General features: G+C 55.5%; 11 protein-coding genes and 1 other RNA gene. 8 read left to right on the forward strand and 4 right to left on the reverse strand.

The genetic code is table 11. The features are described from left to right. The first annotated feature begins 128 nt into the window (after nucleotides 1-128). Both SK47_RS08630 and SK47_RS08635 read left to right on the forward strand, forming a co-directional pair. Nucleotides 129-1,529, forward strand: coding sequence for an MFS transporter (locus SK47_RS08630; RefSeq protein WP_045336609.1), 1,401 nt, complete (start codon nucleotides 129-131; stop codon nucleotides 1,527-1,529). A gap of 3 nt (nucleotides 1,530-1,532) precedes the next feature. Then, entirely contained in the window at nucleotides 1,533-3,908 is a 2,376-nt protein-coding gene (locus SK47_RS08635; RefSeq protein ID WP_048243907.1) for a glycoside hydrolase family 3 N-terminal domain-containing protein, read from the forward strand. A gap of 5 nt (nucleotides 3,909-3,913) precedes the next feature. Here the strand turns inward: SK47_RS08635 and rprA are convergent. Then, nucleotides 3,914-4,021: antisense sRNA RprA (gene rprA, locus SK47_RS23070), an RNA gene on the reverse strand. Nucleotides 4,022-4,230: 209 nt separating this feature from the next. After that, nucleotides 4,231-5,346 carry an AI-2E family transporter YdiK gene (gene ydiK, locus SK47_RS08640; RefSeq protein WP_048243908.1) on the reverse strand — a complete coding sequence of 372 codons (1,116 nt, stop codon included), beginning with the start codon at nucleotides 5,344-5,346 and terminating at the stop codon, nucleotides 4,231-4,233. A gap of 199 nt (nucleotides 5,347-5,545) precedes the next feature. Between ydiK and SK47_RS23680 the strand changes: the two genes are divergently transcribed. The 3 genes from SK47_RS23680 to SK47_RS08655 all read left to right on the forward strand — a co-directional run bounded on the left by SK47_RS23680 (nucleotide 5,546) and on the right by SK47_RS08655 (nucleotide 9,289). After that, the gene (locus SK47_RS23680; RefSeq protein ID WP_048243910.1) at nucleotides 5,546-8,602 is read left to right on the forward strand and encodes a D-2-hydroxyglutarate dehydrogenase YdiJ; all 3,057 of its coding nucleotides are present in this window, start codon (nucleotides 5,546-5,548) and stop codon (nucleotides 8,600-8,602) included. Further along, nucleotides 8,599-9,009: a 1,4-dihydroxy-2-naphthoyl-CoA hydrolase gene (menI, locus tag SK47_RS08650; protein WP_045336604.1), complete on the forward strand. Its 411-nt coding sequence runs from the start codon at nucleotides 8,599-8,601 to the stop codon at nucleotides 9,007-9,009. The genes SK47_RS23680 and menI overlap by 4 nt, the downstream gene beginning before the upstream one ends. Before the next feature lie 85 nt (nucleotides 9,010-9,094). After that, nucleotides 9,095-9,289, forward strand: coding sequence for a YdiH family protein (locus SK47_RS08655; protein ID WP_003857766.1), 195 nt, complete (start codon nucleotides 9,095-9,097; stop codon nucleotides 9,287-9,289). Between the two features lie 46 nt (nucleotides 9,290-9,335). Here SK47_RS08655 and SK47_RS08660 read toward each other — a convergent pair whose 3' ends face one another. Both SK47_RS08660 and SK47_RS08665 read right to left on the reverse strand, forming a co-directional pair. Next, on the reverse strand, nucleotides 9,336-9,965 hold the full coding sequence (locus SK47_RS08660) for a helix-turn-helix domain-containing protein (protein WP_023315938.1): 630 nt from the start codon (nucleotides 9,963-9,965) through the stop codon (nucleotides 9,336-9,338). Nucleotides 9,966-10,042: 77 nt separating this feature from the next. Next, a complete protein-coding gene (locus SK47_RS08665; protein WP_048243912.1) occupies nucleotides 10,043-10,702 on the reverse strand; it encodes a winged helix-turn-helix transcriptional regulator in 660 nt (219 codons plus the stop codon). Between the two features lie 405 nt (nucleotides 10,703-11,107). Between SK47_RS08665 and SK47_RS08670 the strand changes: the two genes are divergently transcribed. From SK47_RS08670 to SK47_RS08680, 3 genes are read left to right on the forward strand one after another with little or no spacing between them, the layout of a single operon-like run. Further along, complete coding sequence (locus SK47_RS08670) at nucleotides 11,108-11,587, forward strand: fimbrial protein (protein WP_047930536.1); 480 nt, start codon at nucleotides 11,108-11,110, stop codon at nucleotides 11,585-11,587. A 57-nt stretch (nucleotides 11,588-11,644) separates the two neighbouring features. After that, the gene (locus SK47_RS08675; protein WP_045346430.1) at nucleotides 11,645-12,322 is read left to right on the forward strand and encodes a fimbrial biogenesis chaperone; all 678 of its coding nucleotides are present in this window, start codon (nucleotides 11,645-11,647) and stop codon (nucleotides 12,320-12,322) included. A 27-nt stretch (nucleotides 12,323-12,349) separates the two neighbouring features. Then, a complete protein-coding gene (locus SK47_RS08680) occupies nucleotides 12,350-14,893 on the forward strand; it encodes a fimbria/pilus outer membrane usher protein (protein WP_048243914.1) in 2,544 nt (847 codons plus the stop codon). The last annotated feature ends 1 nt before the right edge of the window (nucleotide 14,894 follow it).

Here is a 14,894-nt window from a genome sequence, read left to right on the forward strand (position 1 = left end):
TATCTGTTAATTTAGACAATTGTTAGCGGGCAGGGCGTTGCTAATACTTGAGCCTTACCGCGTACATCCGTCGGGATGATGCGCGACTGGTTGAAATACGTTTTAACCTGATAAAAAGGCAAATAACAATGACAATCTCCTCTGTATTACGTACCAAAGATAAAATAGGTTATGGCCTCGGCGATATGGCCAGCGCGCTGGTCTGGCAAACGGCAACGTTATTTCTCGCTTATTTCTATACGGACGTATTCGGTTTGCCTGCCGCCATTATGGGCACCATGTTTTTAGTGGTGCGCGTGGTCGATGCGTTTGTCGACCCGTGCATTGGCGCGCTGGTGGACCGCACTCAGACCCGCCACGGTCGTTTTCGTCCCTGGCTGCTCTGGTTTGCCATTCCGTTTGGCGTGAGCTGCCTGATTACCTTCTACGTACCGGATGCCGGGCAGACGGCGAAAATTGTCTATGCCTGCGTAACCTATGCCATCCTGAGTCTGATCTATTCCGCGATTAATGTCCCTTACTGTGCCATGCCCGGCGCGCTGACGCTCGACCCGCGTGAACGTCACTCGCTGCAATCCTGGCGCTTTGGCCTGTCGTTTATCGGCGGGTTGATTGTAACGGTCATCGCGCTGCCGCTGGTCTCATTATTAGGCCAGGGGAATGTGCAAAAAGGCTATTTCTATGCCATGAGCCTGATGGGGCTGCTGGGCATTGTTTTATTCTTCTGCTGCTTCTTTATGACCCGGGAGCGTTACTCGCCGCGCAATGACACCTCCGGTTCGATGCTGACGGATTTAAAACTGCTGGCCGCCAATAGCCAGTGGCGAATAGTTTTCCTGTTTAATATTTTACTGTTAACCGCCGTCGTGACGCGTGGCTCTGCGACCATGTATTACGTTAACTATGTTCTGTTACGTCCGGAACTGGTTTTTGCCTTTATTGTTTCCGGCATGGTGGCCTCCTTAAGCGGCGCATTATTATCTGAACGCCTGCTGGGGAAATTTGACCGGGTGCGTGCCTATCAGTGGACCATTATTTCTTTCGTTATTTTTGGCGCGCTGATTTTCTTCATTCCGCCTTCGCAGGTGTGGCTGATATTCAGTCTGAATATTGTGTTTAGCTTTATTCAGAACCTGACCACGCCGCTGCAATGGACCATGTTCTCCGATGTGGTGGACTACGAAGAACACCGTAGCGGCCGCCGCCTGGACGGGCTGGTCTTTTCAACCGCCCTGTTTGCCATCAAGTTTGGGCTGGCGCTGGGTGGGGCGGTGGTCGGTTGGGTGCTTGGCATGGTGGATTACGCTCCAGGTCAGGCAAACCAGGCGCCTCACGTTCTTGCAACCATCAATGCCCTGTTCACCCTGATCCCCTGCGTGCTGTTCCTCTGCATGGTGGCGCTCCTTGCCATCTACAAACTTAACAGCCGGCTGGTGGACAGCATCGCCCGCGAGCTGGCCAGCAAACGCGATAGTCGAAACGATGCGGGGCAGCTCAGCCCGGCAACCCAATCCGCACTACAGGAGTAAACCATGACTGCGATCTACAAGGACGCGGGACGTCCCGTACACGAGCGTGTCGCTGATTTACTGGCGCGTATGACGCCGGAAGAGAAATTTGCCCAGATGCACGCGTACTGGCTGATCCTCGATGAACACGGCAACCACCGCGAGCGCAGCGATCTGAGCGATGAATTCGCTGGCGTGAGCGAACAGGCGTCCCTCAACGAAAGGCTGAAGCTCGGCGTCGGGCAGATCACCCGTCCGCTCGGCACGCACATTGTTAATGCAAAAACCGGCGTGCTTGCCGCCAACCGCCTGCAACGCATGATGATGGAGGAGACCCGGCTCGGCATTCCGGCGCTGTTTCATGAGGAGTGTCTGGTGGGGCTGCTGTGCAAAGATGCAACCCTGTTCCCGTCGTCGCTAAACTACGGTTCCACCTGGGACCCGGAGCTGGTACAGCGCGCAGCGGAGCAGATTGGCAAAGAGGCCCGATCCGTCGGGTGCCAGCAGGGGCTGGCCCCGGTGCTGGATGTCTCGCGCGATGTGCGCTGGGGACGGACGGAAGAGACATTTGGGGAAGATCCGTGGCTGGTAGGGGTGATGGCGACGGCGTACGTGAAGGGGTTGCAGGGCGATAAGCGCGATCTGCTGGCGACCCTGAAACATTACGTCGGCCACTCCTTCAGCGAAGGGGCGCGCAACCATGCGCCGGTCCATCTCGGTTTCAGCGAGCTAAACGATACCTTCCTGCTGCCGTTTGAGATGGCGGTGAAGCTGGCCAACGCCGGTTCGGTGATGCCAGCCTATCACGACATTGATAATCAGCCAGGGCACAGCGACCATTTCCTGCTCACTACCGTGCTGCGTGAACAGTGGGGCTTCGACGGCATTATCGTGGCGGATTACGGCGGCGTCAGCCTGCTGCACCAGCACCACGGAATTTCTCACGATCCAGCGGAATCGGCGGCGCTGGCGTTTAACGCCGGGCTGGACGTGGAATTGCCGAAGGATGACTGCGCGCGTCATCTGGCAGAAGCGGTAGAGCGTGGGCTTATCTCAATGGCGAAAGTGGATGAGATTGTGGCGCGCGTGCTAAGTGAAAAATTCCGTCTCGGGCTGTTTGAAAAACCGTACGCCGCCGAAGACGGTATCGATTTGCAGAATGAGGCGACCCGGCAGGTGGCGCGCGAGGTGGCAACAAAATCGATCACGCTGCTGGAAAATAACGGCATATTACCTCTCGGCGGAAAACCCCGTGTAGCGGTGGTGGGGCCGACGGCTGACGATCCGCTGGCGCTGCTGAGCGGCTACAGCTTCCCGGTTCACCTGATCATCAGCGATATGGTTGAAGAGACCTCGCAGGTGACCACCCCGCGCGCGGCGCTGGAACAGTACCTTGGCGCATCGCTGATACGTTACGCCAAAGGGTGTCACATTATCGAAAAACGGATGGCGGGCGCGCCGGTGTTCCCGGGCGACAGCGGCGGTAAACCGATACAGCAATCGCCGGTTTCACAACGTATGGATCTGATCCCCGACGCCGTAAGCGCGGCAAAAGAGAGTGACGTGGTGATAGCCTGCGTCGGCGATCTCGCCGGGCTATTCCAGAGCGGCACCGTGGGGGAAGGATCGGATACCGACTCGCTGGATCTGCCAGGCGTGCAGCAACAGCTGCTGGAGGCGCTGGTGGCAACCGGTAAGCCGGTGATTGTCGTCATGACGGGCGGGCGTCCTTATAACCTTCAGGGGCTGGAAGAGAAGGTGGCCGCGCTGATGATGGCCTGGGCGCCGGGGCAGGAAGGGGGCTGGGCGATTGCAGATGTCTTAACCGGCCGCGCGGAGCCGCAGGGCAGGCTGGTAGTGAGCGTGCCGAAAAACGCCGGGGCGATGCCGTACTACTATAACCACAAGCTGAAAAGCGGCGGCACGCCGTTTGCGTTCCATTTCGGCGCACTTTACCCGTTCGGTTACGGTCTCGGCTGGACGCAGTTTCGCTGGGGCGCGGCCCGCCTGGCTGAAAGCCGCGTCCCGATCGACGGAGAGGTGGCGTTAAGCGTCGATATCACCAACACCGGCGAGCGCAGCGGCAGCGAAGTGGTACAGGTGTACGTACGCGATAAGGTCGCCACGCAGGTGCGTCCGCTTCAGGAGCTGAAAGCGTTCCAGCGCGTTACGCTTTCACCGGGAGAAACCGCCACGCTGACCTTTACCCTGCCGGTGGAGATGTTTAATTTCACCCGCCGGGACGGAAAGCGAATTGTCGAGCCAGGGGAGTTTGAGCTACAGGTTGGCGCGTCCTCGGCGGATATTCGCGAGGTGGTGAACGTGCTGGTGACCGGGGAAACGCGGGTGCTGGCGGGGGATTGGCGGATGCTTAGTCGCTGTGACATTACATTGGCGTAAAAAGGATAAAAAAAAGCCCATCGTGGGAGATGGGCAAAGACTACACACAGCAATTCGTTGTTTCACTCAGGGGATTTCCATGCTTATAAATCAAGGTGTTGATTTATAACCGTGTCTTAATAGTAGGCATGCCAGGATTTTGAGTCGATCGGATTCGTCTCAATAGTTAAAGGCAGGTAAAGATTTCTTGAAGAGAATGACGGTTTTAGGCAGGAAAAGGCGGGTCTGACCAGTGTGCAGAGAATAAATAGTTTAGCAACGTTTAAGTATTGCTGTGGAGAGTGTAGGCCGGGTTAGCGTTAGCGCCACCCGGCATCCGTTCTTACTGCGCGTTCTTATCTTCCAGCTCTTCAAGTTCGCTTAAGATGACGTCAGGGTCGGTTCCCGGCGGCGGCACTTCATGCACCCAGGCGGAGAAGAGTCGCCAGGTCACCGCAAGCAGCACCGGACCGATGAACAGGCCAATCATGCCGAAGGCAATTAACCCTCCAATTACCCCGGACAGGATCAGAATCAGCGGCAGGTCAGCGCCCATGCGGATGAGGATGGGACGGATCACGTTATCCATGGTGCCCACCACGCAACTCCAGACCAGCAGCACCGTGCCCCAGGTCGTATCCCCCGTCCAGTAAAGCCAGATAATGCAGGGAACCAGCACCAGCAGCGGACCGAGCTGCGCCAGACAGGTCATCAGCATGACGACGGTGAAAATGGTGGCATAAGGTACGCCGGAAATCGCCAGCCCGATTCCGCCAAGTACAGCCTGCACCAGCGCTGTGACCACCACACCGAGCGCCACCGCGCGGACGGCCTGGGCTGCCAGCAGCACGGCCGCATCGCCGCGTTTACCTGCCAGTCGGGTGGCGAAATGACGTACCCCCAGCGCAACCTGCTCGCCGCGCCAGTACAGCAGGGCGCTGAAGACCAGCATCAACGTACAATGCATCATGAAGCGACCAATGTGCGCAGCCTGCCCCACAAACCAGGTGGTGGTTGTGCCGATGTACGGACGCACTTTGGCCATCAGGGCGCTACCGCCCATCTCCAGCAGGCTGTGCCAGCCGCTGTACAGTTTTGCGCCCACAACAGGAATACTGCTCAGCCACGCGAGATCCGGCAGCGTCATATCACCGCTGGTGATCGCGCGAATAACCGGGCCGCTACTGTCAACCAGGCTGTTAACCAGTAGTGCAATGGGAATAATAAACAGCAGGAACAACAGCAACGTCATCACCAGCACGGCCAGGCCGCGGCGACCAAACAGCAGTTTCTGCAAACGCAAGAGTAAAGGCCAGGTGGCGACGACGACGGTCGCGGCCCAGGCAAATCCGAGCACGAAAGGACGAACGATCCACAGACACGCAATAATCATAATGGCTAAGAACAGCACCGACAGCAGTATCTGCGCGACATCCCTGGGCTGACGAAGATTGACCATAAACGAAACTTTCCTTAAATGAACACCAGCAAGGCTGATGGGAATATAAACCGCATCTCTCTAATCATTAGTGATTTCAGCGATTTTTGACAGGCGGATTTTGCCCGTAATTCTACAAAGCACATAAGAAAAAAATGTGATAAAACTTTCCAGACACAACGCAAACGATTTCACACTATTCTCATTAGGGTCGACAGCAATGATCCCACAGATTTCTCAGGCACCGGGCGTCGTTCAGCTGGTGCTTAATTTTTTGCAGGCACTGGAGCAACAGGGTTTTACAGGTGACACCGCTACCGATTATGCCGACAGGCTGACGATGGCGACCGATAACAGTATTTACCAGCTTCTTCCCGATGCCGTCGTTTTCCCGCGCTCTACCGCCGATGTGGCGCTCATCGCCCGTCTGGCATCGCAGGAGCGTTTCAGCTCCCTGGTCTTCACCCCGCGTGGCGGCGGGACGGGTACCAATGGGCAGGCGCTGAACCAGGGCATCATCATTGATATGTCCCGCTATATGAACCGCATCATTGAGATCAACCCGGAAGAGGGGTGGGTGCGTGTGGAAGCGGGGGTGATCAAAGATCAGTTGAATCAGTTTTTGAAACCTTACGGCTATTTTTTTGCGCCGGAGCTTTCCACCAGTAACCGCGCGACCATTGGCGGGATGATCAACACCGATGCCTCGGGGCAGGGCTCACTGGTGTACGGCAAAACCTCCGACCACGTTATGGGTGTGCGGGCGGTGCTGCTGGGGGGCGATATCCTCGATACCCAACCGATGCCGATCGAGCTGGCCGAAACGCTGGCAGCAGAGAGCACCACCAGCGGACGGATTTATCGCACCGTGCTGGAGCGCTGCCGCGAAAATCGCGAGCTGATCCTTGACAAATTCCCGAAGCTAAACCGCTTCCTGACGGGCTACGATCTGCGACATGTCTTCAATGACGATATGAGCCAGTTTGATCTTACCCGCGTACTGACCGGGTCAGAAGGGACGCTGGCCTTCATCACCGAAGCGCGTCTGGATATCACCCGGTTGCCAAAGGTGCGCCGTCTGGTGAACGTCAAATACAACTCCTTTGACTCGGCGCTGCGTAATGCACCGTTTATGGTGGAGGCGCGGGCGCTGTCGGTGGAAACCGTCGATTCAAAAGTCCTGAACCTGGCCCGGGAGGATATTGTCTGGCATTCGGTGAGCGAACTGATTACCGACGTGCCGGATAAAGAGATGCTCGGCCTGAACATCGTCGAGTTCGCCGGGGATGACGCAGAGCTGATTGAGAGCCAGGTAAACACGCTCTGCCAGCGTCTGGACGAGCTGATTGCGCAGGGGGAAGGCGGCGTCATTGGCTGGCAGCTGTGTAACGATCTCTCCGGCATCGAGCGAATCTACGCGATGCGTAAAAAGGCGGTGGGGCTGCTCGGCAACGCGAAAGGGGCGGCGAAGCCGATTCCGTTTGCGGAAGATACCTGCGTGCCACCGGAACATCTGGCGGATTATATCGTGGAGTTTCGCGCGCTGCTCGACAGCCATGGTCTGAGCTATGGCATGTTCGGGCACGTTGACGCGGGCGTGCTGCACGTGCGCCCGGCGCTGGACATGTGCGATCCGCAGCAGGAGATCCTGATGAAGGCGATCTCCGACGAGGTTGTGGCCCTGACGGCCAAATACGGCGGTTTACTGTGGGGCGAGCACGGTAAGGGGTTCCGCGCCGAGTACAGCCCGGCCTTTTTTGGCGAACAGCTCTACGCCGAGCTGCGTAAGGTGAAGGCCGCGTTCGATCCTGATAACCGCCTCAATCCGGGAAAAATCTGCCCGCCAGAGGGCGTTGATGCGCCGATGTTGCAGGTGGATGCCGTTAAGCGCGGCACCTATGACCGCCAAATTCCGATTGCGGTACGCGCTTCCTGGCGCGGCGCGATGGAGTGTAACGGCAACGGGCTGTGCTTTAACTTCGATGTGAAAAGCCCGATGTGTCCGTCGATGAAAATCACCAGCAACCGCATCCACTCCCCAAAAGGGCGTGCCACGCTGGTGCGCGAATGGCTGCGCCTGCTGGCCGACCGCGGCGTTGACCCGCTCAAGCTGGAACAGGAGCTGCCGGAAAAACGCGCGAGCCTGCGCGGGCTTATCGAACGCACCCGCAACAGCTGGCATGCGAACAAAGGCGAATACGATTTCTCGCATGAGGTGAAAGAGGCGATGTCCGGCTGCCTGGCGTGTAAGGCGTGTTCAACCCAGTGCCCAATTAAAATTGACGTACCGGAATTCCGTTCCCGCTTCCTCCAGCTGTACCACACGCGTTATCTGCGCCCGATGCGCGATCATCTGGTAGCGACGGTGGAGAGTTACGCGCCGCTGATGGCCCGTGCGCCAAAAACCTTTAACTTCTTTATCAACCAGCCACTGGTGCGAAAACTGTCTGAAAAACATATCGGCATGGTGGATCTGCCGCTGCTGTCGGTGCCATCGCTCCAGCGTCGGCTGGTGGGGCACCGCTCGGCGAATATGACCCTGGAACAACTGGAAGCATTAAGCCCTGAGCAGAAAGCGAAGGTGGTGCTGGTGGTGCAGGATCCGTTTACCAGCTATTACGATGCGCAGGTGGTGGCCGATTTTGTCCGACTGGCCGAGAAAATCGGTTACCAGCCGGTGGTGCTGCCGTTCTCGCCGAACGGCAAGGCGCAGCACATTAAAGGCTTCCTCACCCGCTTTGCGAAAACCGCGCAGAAAACTTCAGATTTTCTGAATCGCGTGGCGCAGCTCGGCATGGCGATGGTGGGCGTCGATCCGGCGCTGGTGCTCTGTTACCGGGACGAATATAAGCAGACGCTCGGCGATAAGCGCGGTGATTTTCAGGTCTTACTGGTACACGAGTGGTTGCCTGCGGTGCTGACGCAAACGCCCCCTCAGGAGGTCAGCGGAGAATCCTGGTACCTGTTTGGGCACTGCACCGAAGTGACGGCGCTGCCGACGGCGCCTGCCCAGTGGGCTTCTATCTTCTCCCGGTTTGGCGCGAAGCTGGAAAGCGTCAACGTGGGCTGCTGCGGTATGGCCGGAACCTACGGCCATGAAGTCAAAAACCACGCTAATTCGCTCGGCATTTACGAGCTGTCATGGCATCAGGCGATGCAGCGCCTGCCACGCAACCGCTGTCTGGCGACGGGCTACTCCTGCCGCAGCCAGGTGAAACGGGTAGAAGGTAACGGCGTCCGCCATCCATTGCAGGCTTTACTGGAGATTATCGGATGATCTGGAAACGTGCGGTCACGCTGGAGGGCTTAAATGCCATGGGCGCGGAGAACATGGTCGGTTTGCTGGACATCCAGTTCACGCGCATTGGCGACAACGAACTGGAAGCGACGATGCCGGTAGACTGCCGTACTCATCAACCGTTTGGCCTGTTACACGGCGGCGCGTCCGTCGTGCTGGCCGAAACGCTGGGATCGGTGGCGGGCTACCTGTGTACGGAAGGAGAGCAGAAGGTGGTAGGTCTGGAGGTCAATGCCAACCACATCCGCTCCGTTCGCAGCGGGCGCGTGCGCGGCGTCTGCCGGGCGCTGCATGCCGGAAGCCGTCATCAGGTGTGGCAGATTGATATCCTGGACGAGCAGGATCGCCTGTGTTGTTCATCAAGGCTGACGACGGCTGTTGTGTAAAGTTTCCGGATGTCTTGCTTTTGGTCAAAAATTAGCCGCCTGATTGTGATATACTGGTCACGTTTTGAACATAAGCGAGGACATCATGGATACTGAAATAACCCCAACACAGCTGGCAATTGAATATTTACGTCGCGATAAAAGCAATCTGTCTCCCGCGCAGTACCTGAAAAAGCTGAAACAGCTTGAGCTGGAATTTACGGATTTGCTGGCGCTCTCTTCAAACGAACTGAAAGAAGAGATCTACTTTGCCTGGCGGTTGGGCGTTCACGTCCATTAAGCAGTGAAGAAAAGGCCGCAAGCGCGGCCTTTTTTGTGTCTGACAGTCAGTATCTGGCAGGCAGTTTGTTAATTTTAATCAGCCGGCCTTCTTCCATTTCGATGAACCCGCCCGTTTTCAGGTCAGCCAGGATCCGCATTACGCCGCTGCGGGAAAGCTGGGTTTTATCCCTGATATACCTTTCCGCCGTCACGCTACGTCGGTAGCTGTCATCTTCCTGCATCAGCAGCACGAGCTGCTGGCGAATCATCTCGTACGCGGTTGGCGCGCCTTTCGGCATGACGTTGTGATAAAGCCGGTTATAGACAAACATCAGATGATTAGAAAGCAGCCCCCACAGCGCCTTCTCTTTGATAATTTCAGCCACCCGCTCGGTCGTGAGCACACCAACCAGGCAAGGCGTTACCGTTCGAAGGTAGTCGGTAAAATAGATGTCCGTCAGGTTAGCGAGGCCAAACAGGGCGGGACTGCGCGCCGTCGAAAGCATCATGTCGTCGCTTCTTCTGTATATTGCGACCGTGCCGTCAAGAATTAAATAACACATGCTCTGCCCGTTTACCTGGAGATTAAGTTGCTCGCCGGGATCGGTTTTATGCGTGGTGCAGTGCGGCTGTAAATGAGAAATCAGTTCCTGAGCATAGGGAGATCCGCGATGCGATGGTTTGTCAGAAGACATAGCGTTAACCTGGAAAGAGACTGTACTCTCTATAGTGTCGCTCTTCTTTTCCACCTTCTCCAGAGATAAATACAGCCTCAGTATTTACGGGGTAAGTGATGGATCTCTACTAGAACGCCACGCTCCATGGTGATGTATTTCCCCGTCCGCAACTCCGCGAGGATCCGCATAATGCCACTGCGTGAAAGATAGGTGCGGCTTTTGATATAGGCTGCGGCGGTAATGTTTTGTCTAATGGCTTCAGGCTCCTGCATCAACTCAACCAGCTGAAAGCGGATAATGTCATAAGCCGACATTTGCGATATCTGGGCGCAATGTTCGTAAACGCGCGATGCGGTATAGATCAGTAGGTTTGAGAAGTGCTCCCATAAATTCTGTTGTGCGACAACATGATTGAAACGCGCCAGCGAAACGCTGGCCACCTCTGAGGTTTCCAGCGCTCTGACGTACAGGTGCTCAGACGATAACTGGCTGCTCACGCCGAGTATAAATGGCGCAGATTCAGAATTTAAGACGATACCGTCCCCGCGACGGTGCAACGCCACGCTGCCATGCAACAGTAAAAAGCATTGACGGGTATCGCCGGAGCAATAATGGATAATTTCTCCTCTGGCAATAATGCCTCTCTCCGCATGCGGCAAAACATTATCGATTATTTTTTCAATGTGCTTAAAAGGCTTAGCGCCGAGCACTATTGATTTATCAATTTCTGACTCAGGCGCGAATCGGGTATTCATTTGAGACCTCACTGACTGATGCGATCATTTTTTGATCGGCATAAAGAATTATCTTAAAAAACAGCAGGTCAGGGAATGTTTGCAGCGAGTCTAATTATAGACTTATCTTTTTTTAAGTGTTAATTAATTGAAATTGCAACTTTTTTTGTTCAGGTCTAAAAGTAGACTGTGGACATTATTCTTAAGCTATTCCCGAGTGAATATGTTTTTTATTTGTTAAAAGAGGGTCTACAGCTAGACCTCAAAATTGATTGTATGCGGAAAAGGAGTTGTATAAATTTTGACTCGTCGGAAGGGGTTTAATTTCTGCAACTGAATGTCGGTAATAAATAGAGTAATACGGGATATAAAATTATTAATAAAAAATTGATGATGGCAATGTTAGCGGCAGGTTCTGTACTCACTATGACCAATGCATTGGCAGCGGCCGGTACCGTTAATTTTAACGGAAATATTCTGGATTCTGCCTGCGACGTTGATGTGGCATCCCAGAATCAGGTGGTGGTATTGGGCGATTATTATAAAACGGAATTCCCGACAACCGGGGCGAGAACGGCTGCGACGCAGTTTAATATTATTTTGAAAAACTGTCCGGTAACGGTCACCAATGCAAAAGTCCGTTTTGATGGCACGCCGGATTTAACCAACGCCAGCCTGCTGGCGATTGATACGTCCGTGGCGGGAGCGGCTACCGGGGTGGCGATTAACCTGATGACGGCAGATAAAGCCGATCTGCCGCTGCACGGCAGCAACAGCTATACCTACGCACTCAGCAGTACGGCTGATAATACGTTGAGCTTCTACGCGCAGTATATTTCCACCGCGGCATCCGTTACCGCGGGCCCGGCTAACTCGGTCGCGAACTTCTCTGTGGTGTACAACTAAGTCAATGGCAGTAATTAGCAGGGGGCCGCCTGGCCCCTTGTTTTATGAGGTAAAAAAATGCGTTTTATCACCACAACGGGCCTGGCTATGGCGCTGTTACCGCTGACGTTAACATCCGCCAGTGCAGGAGTAATTATTGGCGGCACCCGTGTTATTTTTGATGGGGCTAAAAAAGAAGCGTCAATAAATATTACGAATCCTGATAACGGTCCTTATTTAATTCAGTCGTGGATAGATGTTCAGGATGAACAATCGGGTAAAGCGCCTTTTATTATTACTCCTCCGCTGTATCGGCTGGACGGCGGACAAAAAAACCTCGAGCGTATTGTCATGACAGGCTCTCTGCCTCAAGGGCAGGAGAGTTTATTCTGGCTGAACATCAAAGCTATTCCGTCAGCCTCTAAGCAGATGAACTCGCTGCAAATTGCCGTCAAAACGCGCATCAAATTAATTTATCGACCAGAGGCTCTTCGTGCGTCTACCCCCGAGGAGCAGGCCAATAAATTAACCTGGCGTCGTGCGGGAAATACCCTTCTGGTTAATAATCCAACGCCGTACGTTATCAATTTCAATGAAATTACGTTGGGTAATAAGAAACTTGACGATGTCACGTATGTGATGCCTTCGGGCACAGCCCGTTTCCCGTTACCGAATGGAACCAGTGGCAATACGCTGACGTTTAAAGTCATTAACGATTATGGCAGCCCTGGTGAATTACACCGGGCCAGTTTGTGATCCTTACGCGTTAATCAGGTGCTCGTCATGACAACGGCATTGAATACAATGCAGCCTGCGCGCCTGGCAATATTTATTGCCCTCGCGCTTGCTGGTGTCTCTCCCACACTGTATGCCAGTGAGACGTTTAATACGGAACTGGTAGAGCTGGATAATCCCGGAATGGGGAAAGCGGATTTATCTGCCTTTGAATCCGGCTCGCAGGCGCCCGGGACATACCATGTTGATATTATTCTTGACGATCGGCTGCTGGAAACGCGGGATATTCGTTTCATGGCAGTGAAGGATGCTAACGGCAGTGAAACGTTGCAGCCGTGCCTGAGTATCGGGCAGTTAAAAGCGTGGGGCGTGAAAACGGCGCTTTTCCCGCAGCTCGACGCCGGGGAAGGAGAATGCGCCGATCTCAGGGCGATTCCACAGGCCAGCGCGGATTTCCAGTTTGGCGCCCAGCGCCTGGCGATCAGCATCCCACAGGCGGCCATAGACCTGCCAGCGAGAGGTTACGTTCCGCCGGATATGTGGGATGAAGGCATTACCGCGGCCATGCTCAACTACAGCCTGAGCGGGGCAAACAGCCGGGCAAGAAGCGGGGCAGGCACCCGCAGCGACAGCCAGTATGCAAACCTGCGGCCGGGGATCAACGTCGGTCCCTGGCGGTTACGCAACTACACCACCTGGTCCCGCGATGCGTCCGGCCAGGATAAGTGGGACAACGTCTACACCTTGATGCAGCGCGCGATTATTCCCCTGCAAGCCCAGCTTACGCTCGGAGACAGTTCCGCGCCTGCCGATGTCTTTGACAGCATGCCGTTTCGCGGCGTCCAGCTGGCGTCCGACGACGATATGCTGCCGGATTCCCTGAAAGGCTATGCGCCGGTGGTGCGCGGTATTGCGCGAACTAACGCGCAGGTCGTGGTGCGTCAGAATGGCTATCAAATTTACCAAAGCTACGTGGCGCCGGGCGCGTTTGAGATCGCGGATATGTATCCCACCGGCGGCGCGGGCGATCTTGATGTCACGATCGTCGAAGCCGATGGCAGTGAGCAACATTTCACCCTGCCGTACGCTTCGCTGCCGGTCCTGCAACGGGAGGGGCGACTGAAATATGCCCTTACCGCCGGGCAATATCGCTCGTATAACCGTAGCGTGGAGAAAACCCCCTTCGGGCAACTGACCGGAATTTACGGCCTCCCTCACGGGATCACGCTCTATAGCGGCGTCCAGGGGGCAGATAAGTACCAGTCGGTGGCTCTGGGGATGGGCAAGAACATGGGCGATCTCGGGGCAGTATCCGCAGACGTCACCCAGAGCTGGTCAATGCCGGAGCATACCGCGAAAACAAGCGGTCAGTCGTGGCGGGCCAGATACAGCAAGAATTTTATCACTACCGGGACCAACTTTTCGATTGCCGGGTATCGCTACTCGACCCGCGGCTATTACGGGATGCAGGACGTCCTCGGTTCGTACGGAGACAGCAGCGCGCTTCAGGACAGGCGACGTAACCGTGCCGAGCTGACGATGAGCCAGACGCTGGGGGACAACCTGGGCGCGCTTACCCTCAGTGCGGCGCGGGAAGATTACTGGAATGACGGTAAGTCGATGGCTTCGTGGAGCGTCGGCTATAGCAACTACTGGCACAACATCAGCTATGGCCTGACATGGACCTACAGCAAAAATGTCCGCTCAGCGTCAGAAAACCGCAAAAGCCAAAAAAACGCTGACCACGACCAGCTTCTGTCGTTCAACGTCAGCATTCCGCTGGATAAATTTTTGCCGCAGACATGGGCTAACTATGGCATGAACGCCAGCAGCAATAACGGGACGACGTATAACGTCGGCCTGAACGGGGTGGCACTCGAGAACCGTGCCCTGAGCTGGAACGTCCAGCAGGGATATGGCACAGAGGGCGTGGGGAATACCGGCAACGTGAACGCGGACTATAAAGGCACCTATGGCGAAGTCACGGCAGGTTATGGTTATGACAAAAACAGTGAACGCCTGAATTACGGGCTGCAAGGCGGCATTCTCGCCCATGCTGATGGCATCACGCTTTCCCAGCCGCTGGGGGAGACCAGCGTCTTAATCAAAGCCCCAGGCGCCTACTACGTGGATATCCGCAATCAGCCCGGTGTACGGACAGATTTTCGCGGATATACGGTCGTGAGCAACCTTTCTGTCTACCGGAAAAACGATCTCACCCTCGACCCGGAAACGATGCCGGACGATGTCGAACTGGAGATCAACACCCGCACGGTGACGCCGACGCGGGGAGCGGTGGTGAGAGCCGATTATCTGCCGAAGTCAGGTCGCCGGGTGCTGATGACCTTGACCGATAACGACCGCGCCGTTCCGTTTGGGGCGGTGGTCACCCTTGTGGGAGATGAAAGCGGCAGTTTTATTGTCGGCGATCGCGGTCAGGTCTATTTAACCGGGATGCGCGAGCAGGGAACGTTAGTCGCCACATGGGGAAGTCAATCCAGCCAGCAATGCCGCGCTGATTTCACGCTGCCGAATCACTCAACGTACGGTGGGATCGCTGATATGCACACCACCTGCCGTCAGGAACGCTAAC

The organism is Enterobacter sp. BWH52, assembly GCF_001037565.1.
In the GTDB taxonomy this organism is placed as follows: domain Bacteria; phylum Pseudomonadota; class Gammaproteobacteria; order Enterobacterales; family Enterobacteriaceae; genus Enterobacter; species Enterobacter hormaechei_C.

Coding starts and splice junctions, on each gene's coding strand:
- SK47_RS08630 (WP_045336609.1), top strand. CDS start 129: ATGACAATCTCCTCTGTATTACGTACCAAAGATAAAATAGGTTATGGC.
- SK47_RS08635 (WP_048243907.1), top strand. CDS start 1,533: ATGACTGCGATCTACAAGGACGCGGGACGTCCCGTACACGAGCGTGTC.
- ydiK (WP_048243908.1), bottom strand. CDS start 5,346: ATGGTCAATCTTCGTCAGCCCAGGGATGTCGCGCAGATACTGCTGTCG.
- SK47_RS23680 (WP_048243910.1), top strand. CDS start 5,546: ATGATCCCACAGATTTCTCAGGCACCGGGCGTCGTTCAGCTGGTGCTT.
- menI (WP_045336604.1), top strand. CDS start 8,599: ATGATCTGGAAACGTGCGGTCACGCTGGAGGGCTTAAATGCCATGGGC.
- SK47_RS08655 (WP_003857766.1), top strand. CDS start 9,095: ATGGATACTGAAATAACCCCAACACAGCTGGCAATTGAATATTTACGT.
- SK47_RS08660 (WP_023315938.1), bottom strand. CDS start 9,965: ATGTCTTCTGACAAACCATCGCATCGCGGATCTCCCTATGCTCAGGAA.
- SK47_RS08665 (WP_048243912.1), bottom strand. CDS start 10,702: ATGAATACCCGATTCGCGCCTGAGTCAGAAATTGATAAATCAATAGTG.
- SK47_RS08670 (WP_047930536.1), top strand. CDS start 11,108: ATGACCAATGCATTGGCAGCGGCCGGTACCGTTAATTTTAACGGAAAT.
- SK47_RS08675 (WP_045346430.1), top strand. CDS start 11,645: ATGCGTTTTATCACCACAACGGGCCTGGCTATGGCGCTGTTACCGCTG.
- SK47_RS08680 (WP_048243914.1), top strand. CDS start 12,350: ATGACAACGGCATTGAATACAATGCAGCCTGCGCGCCTGGCAATATTT.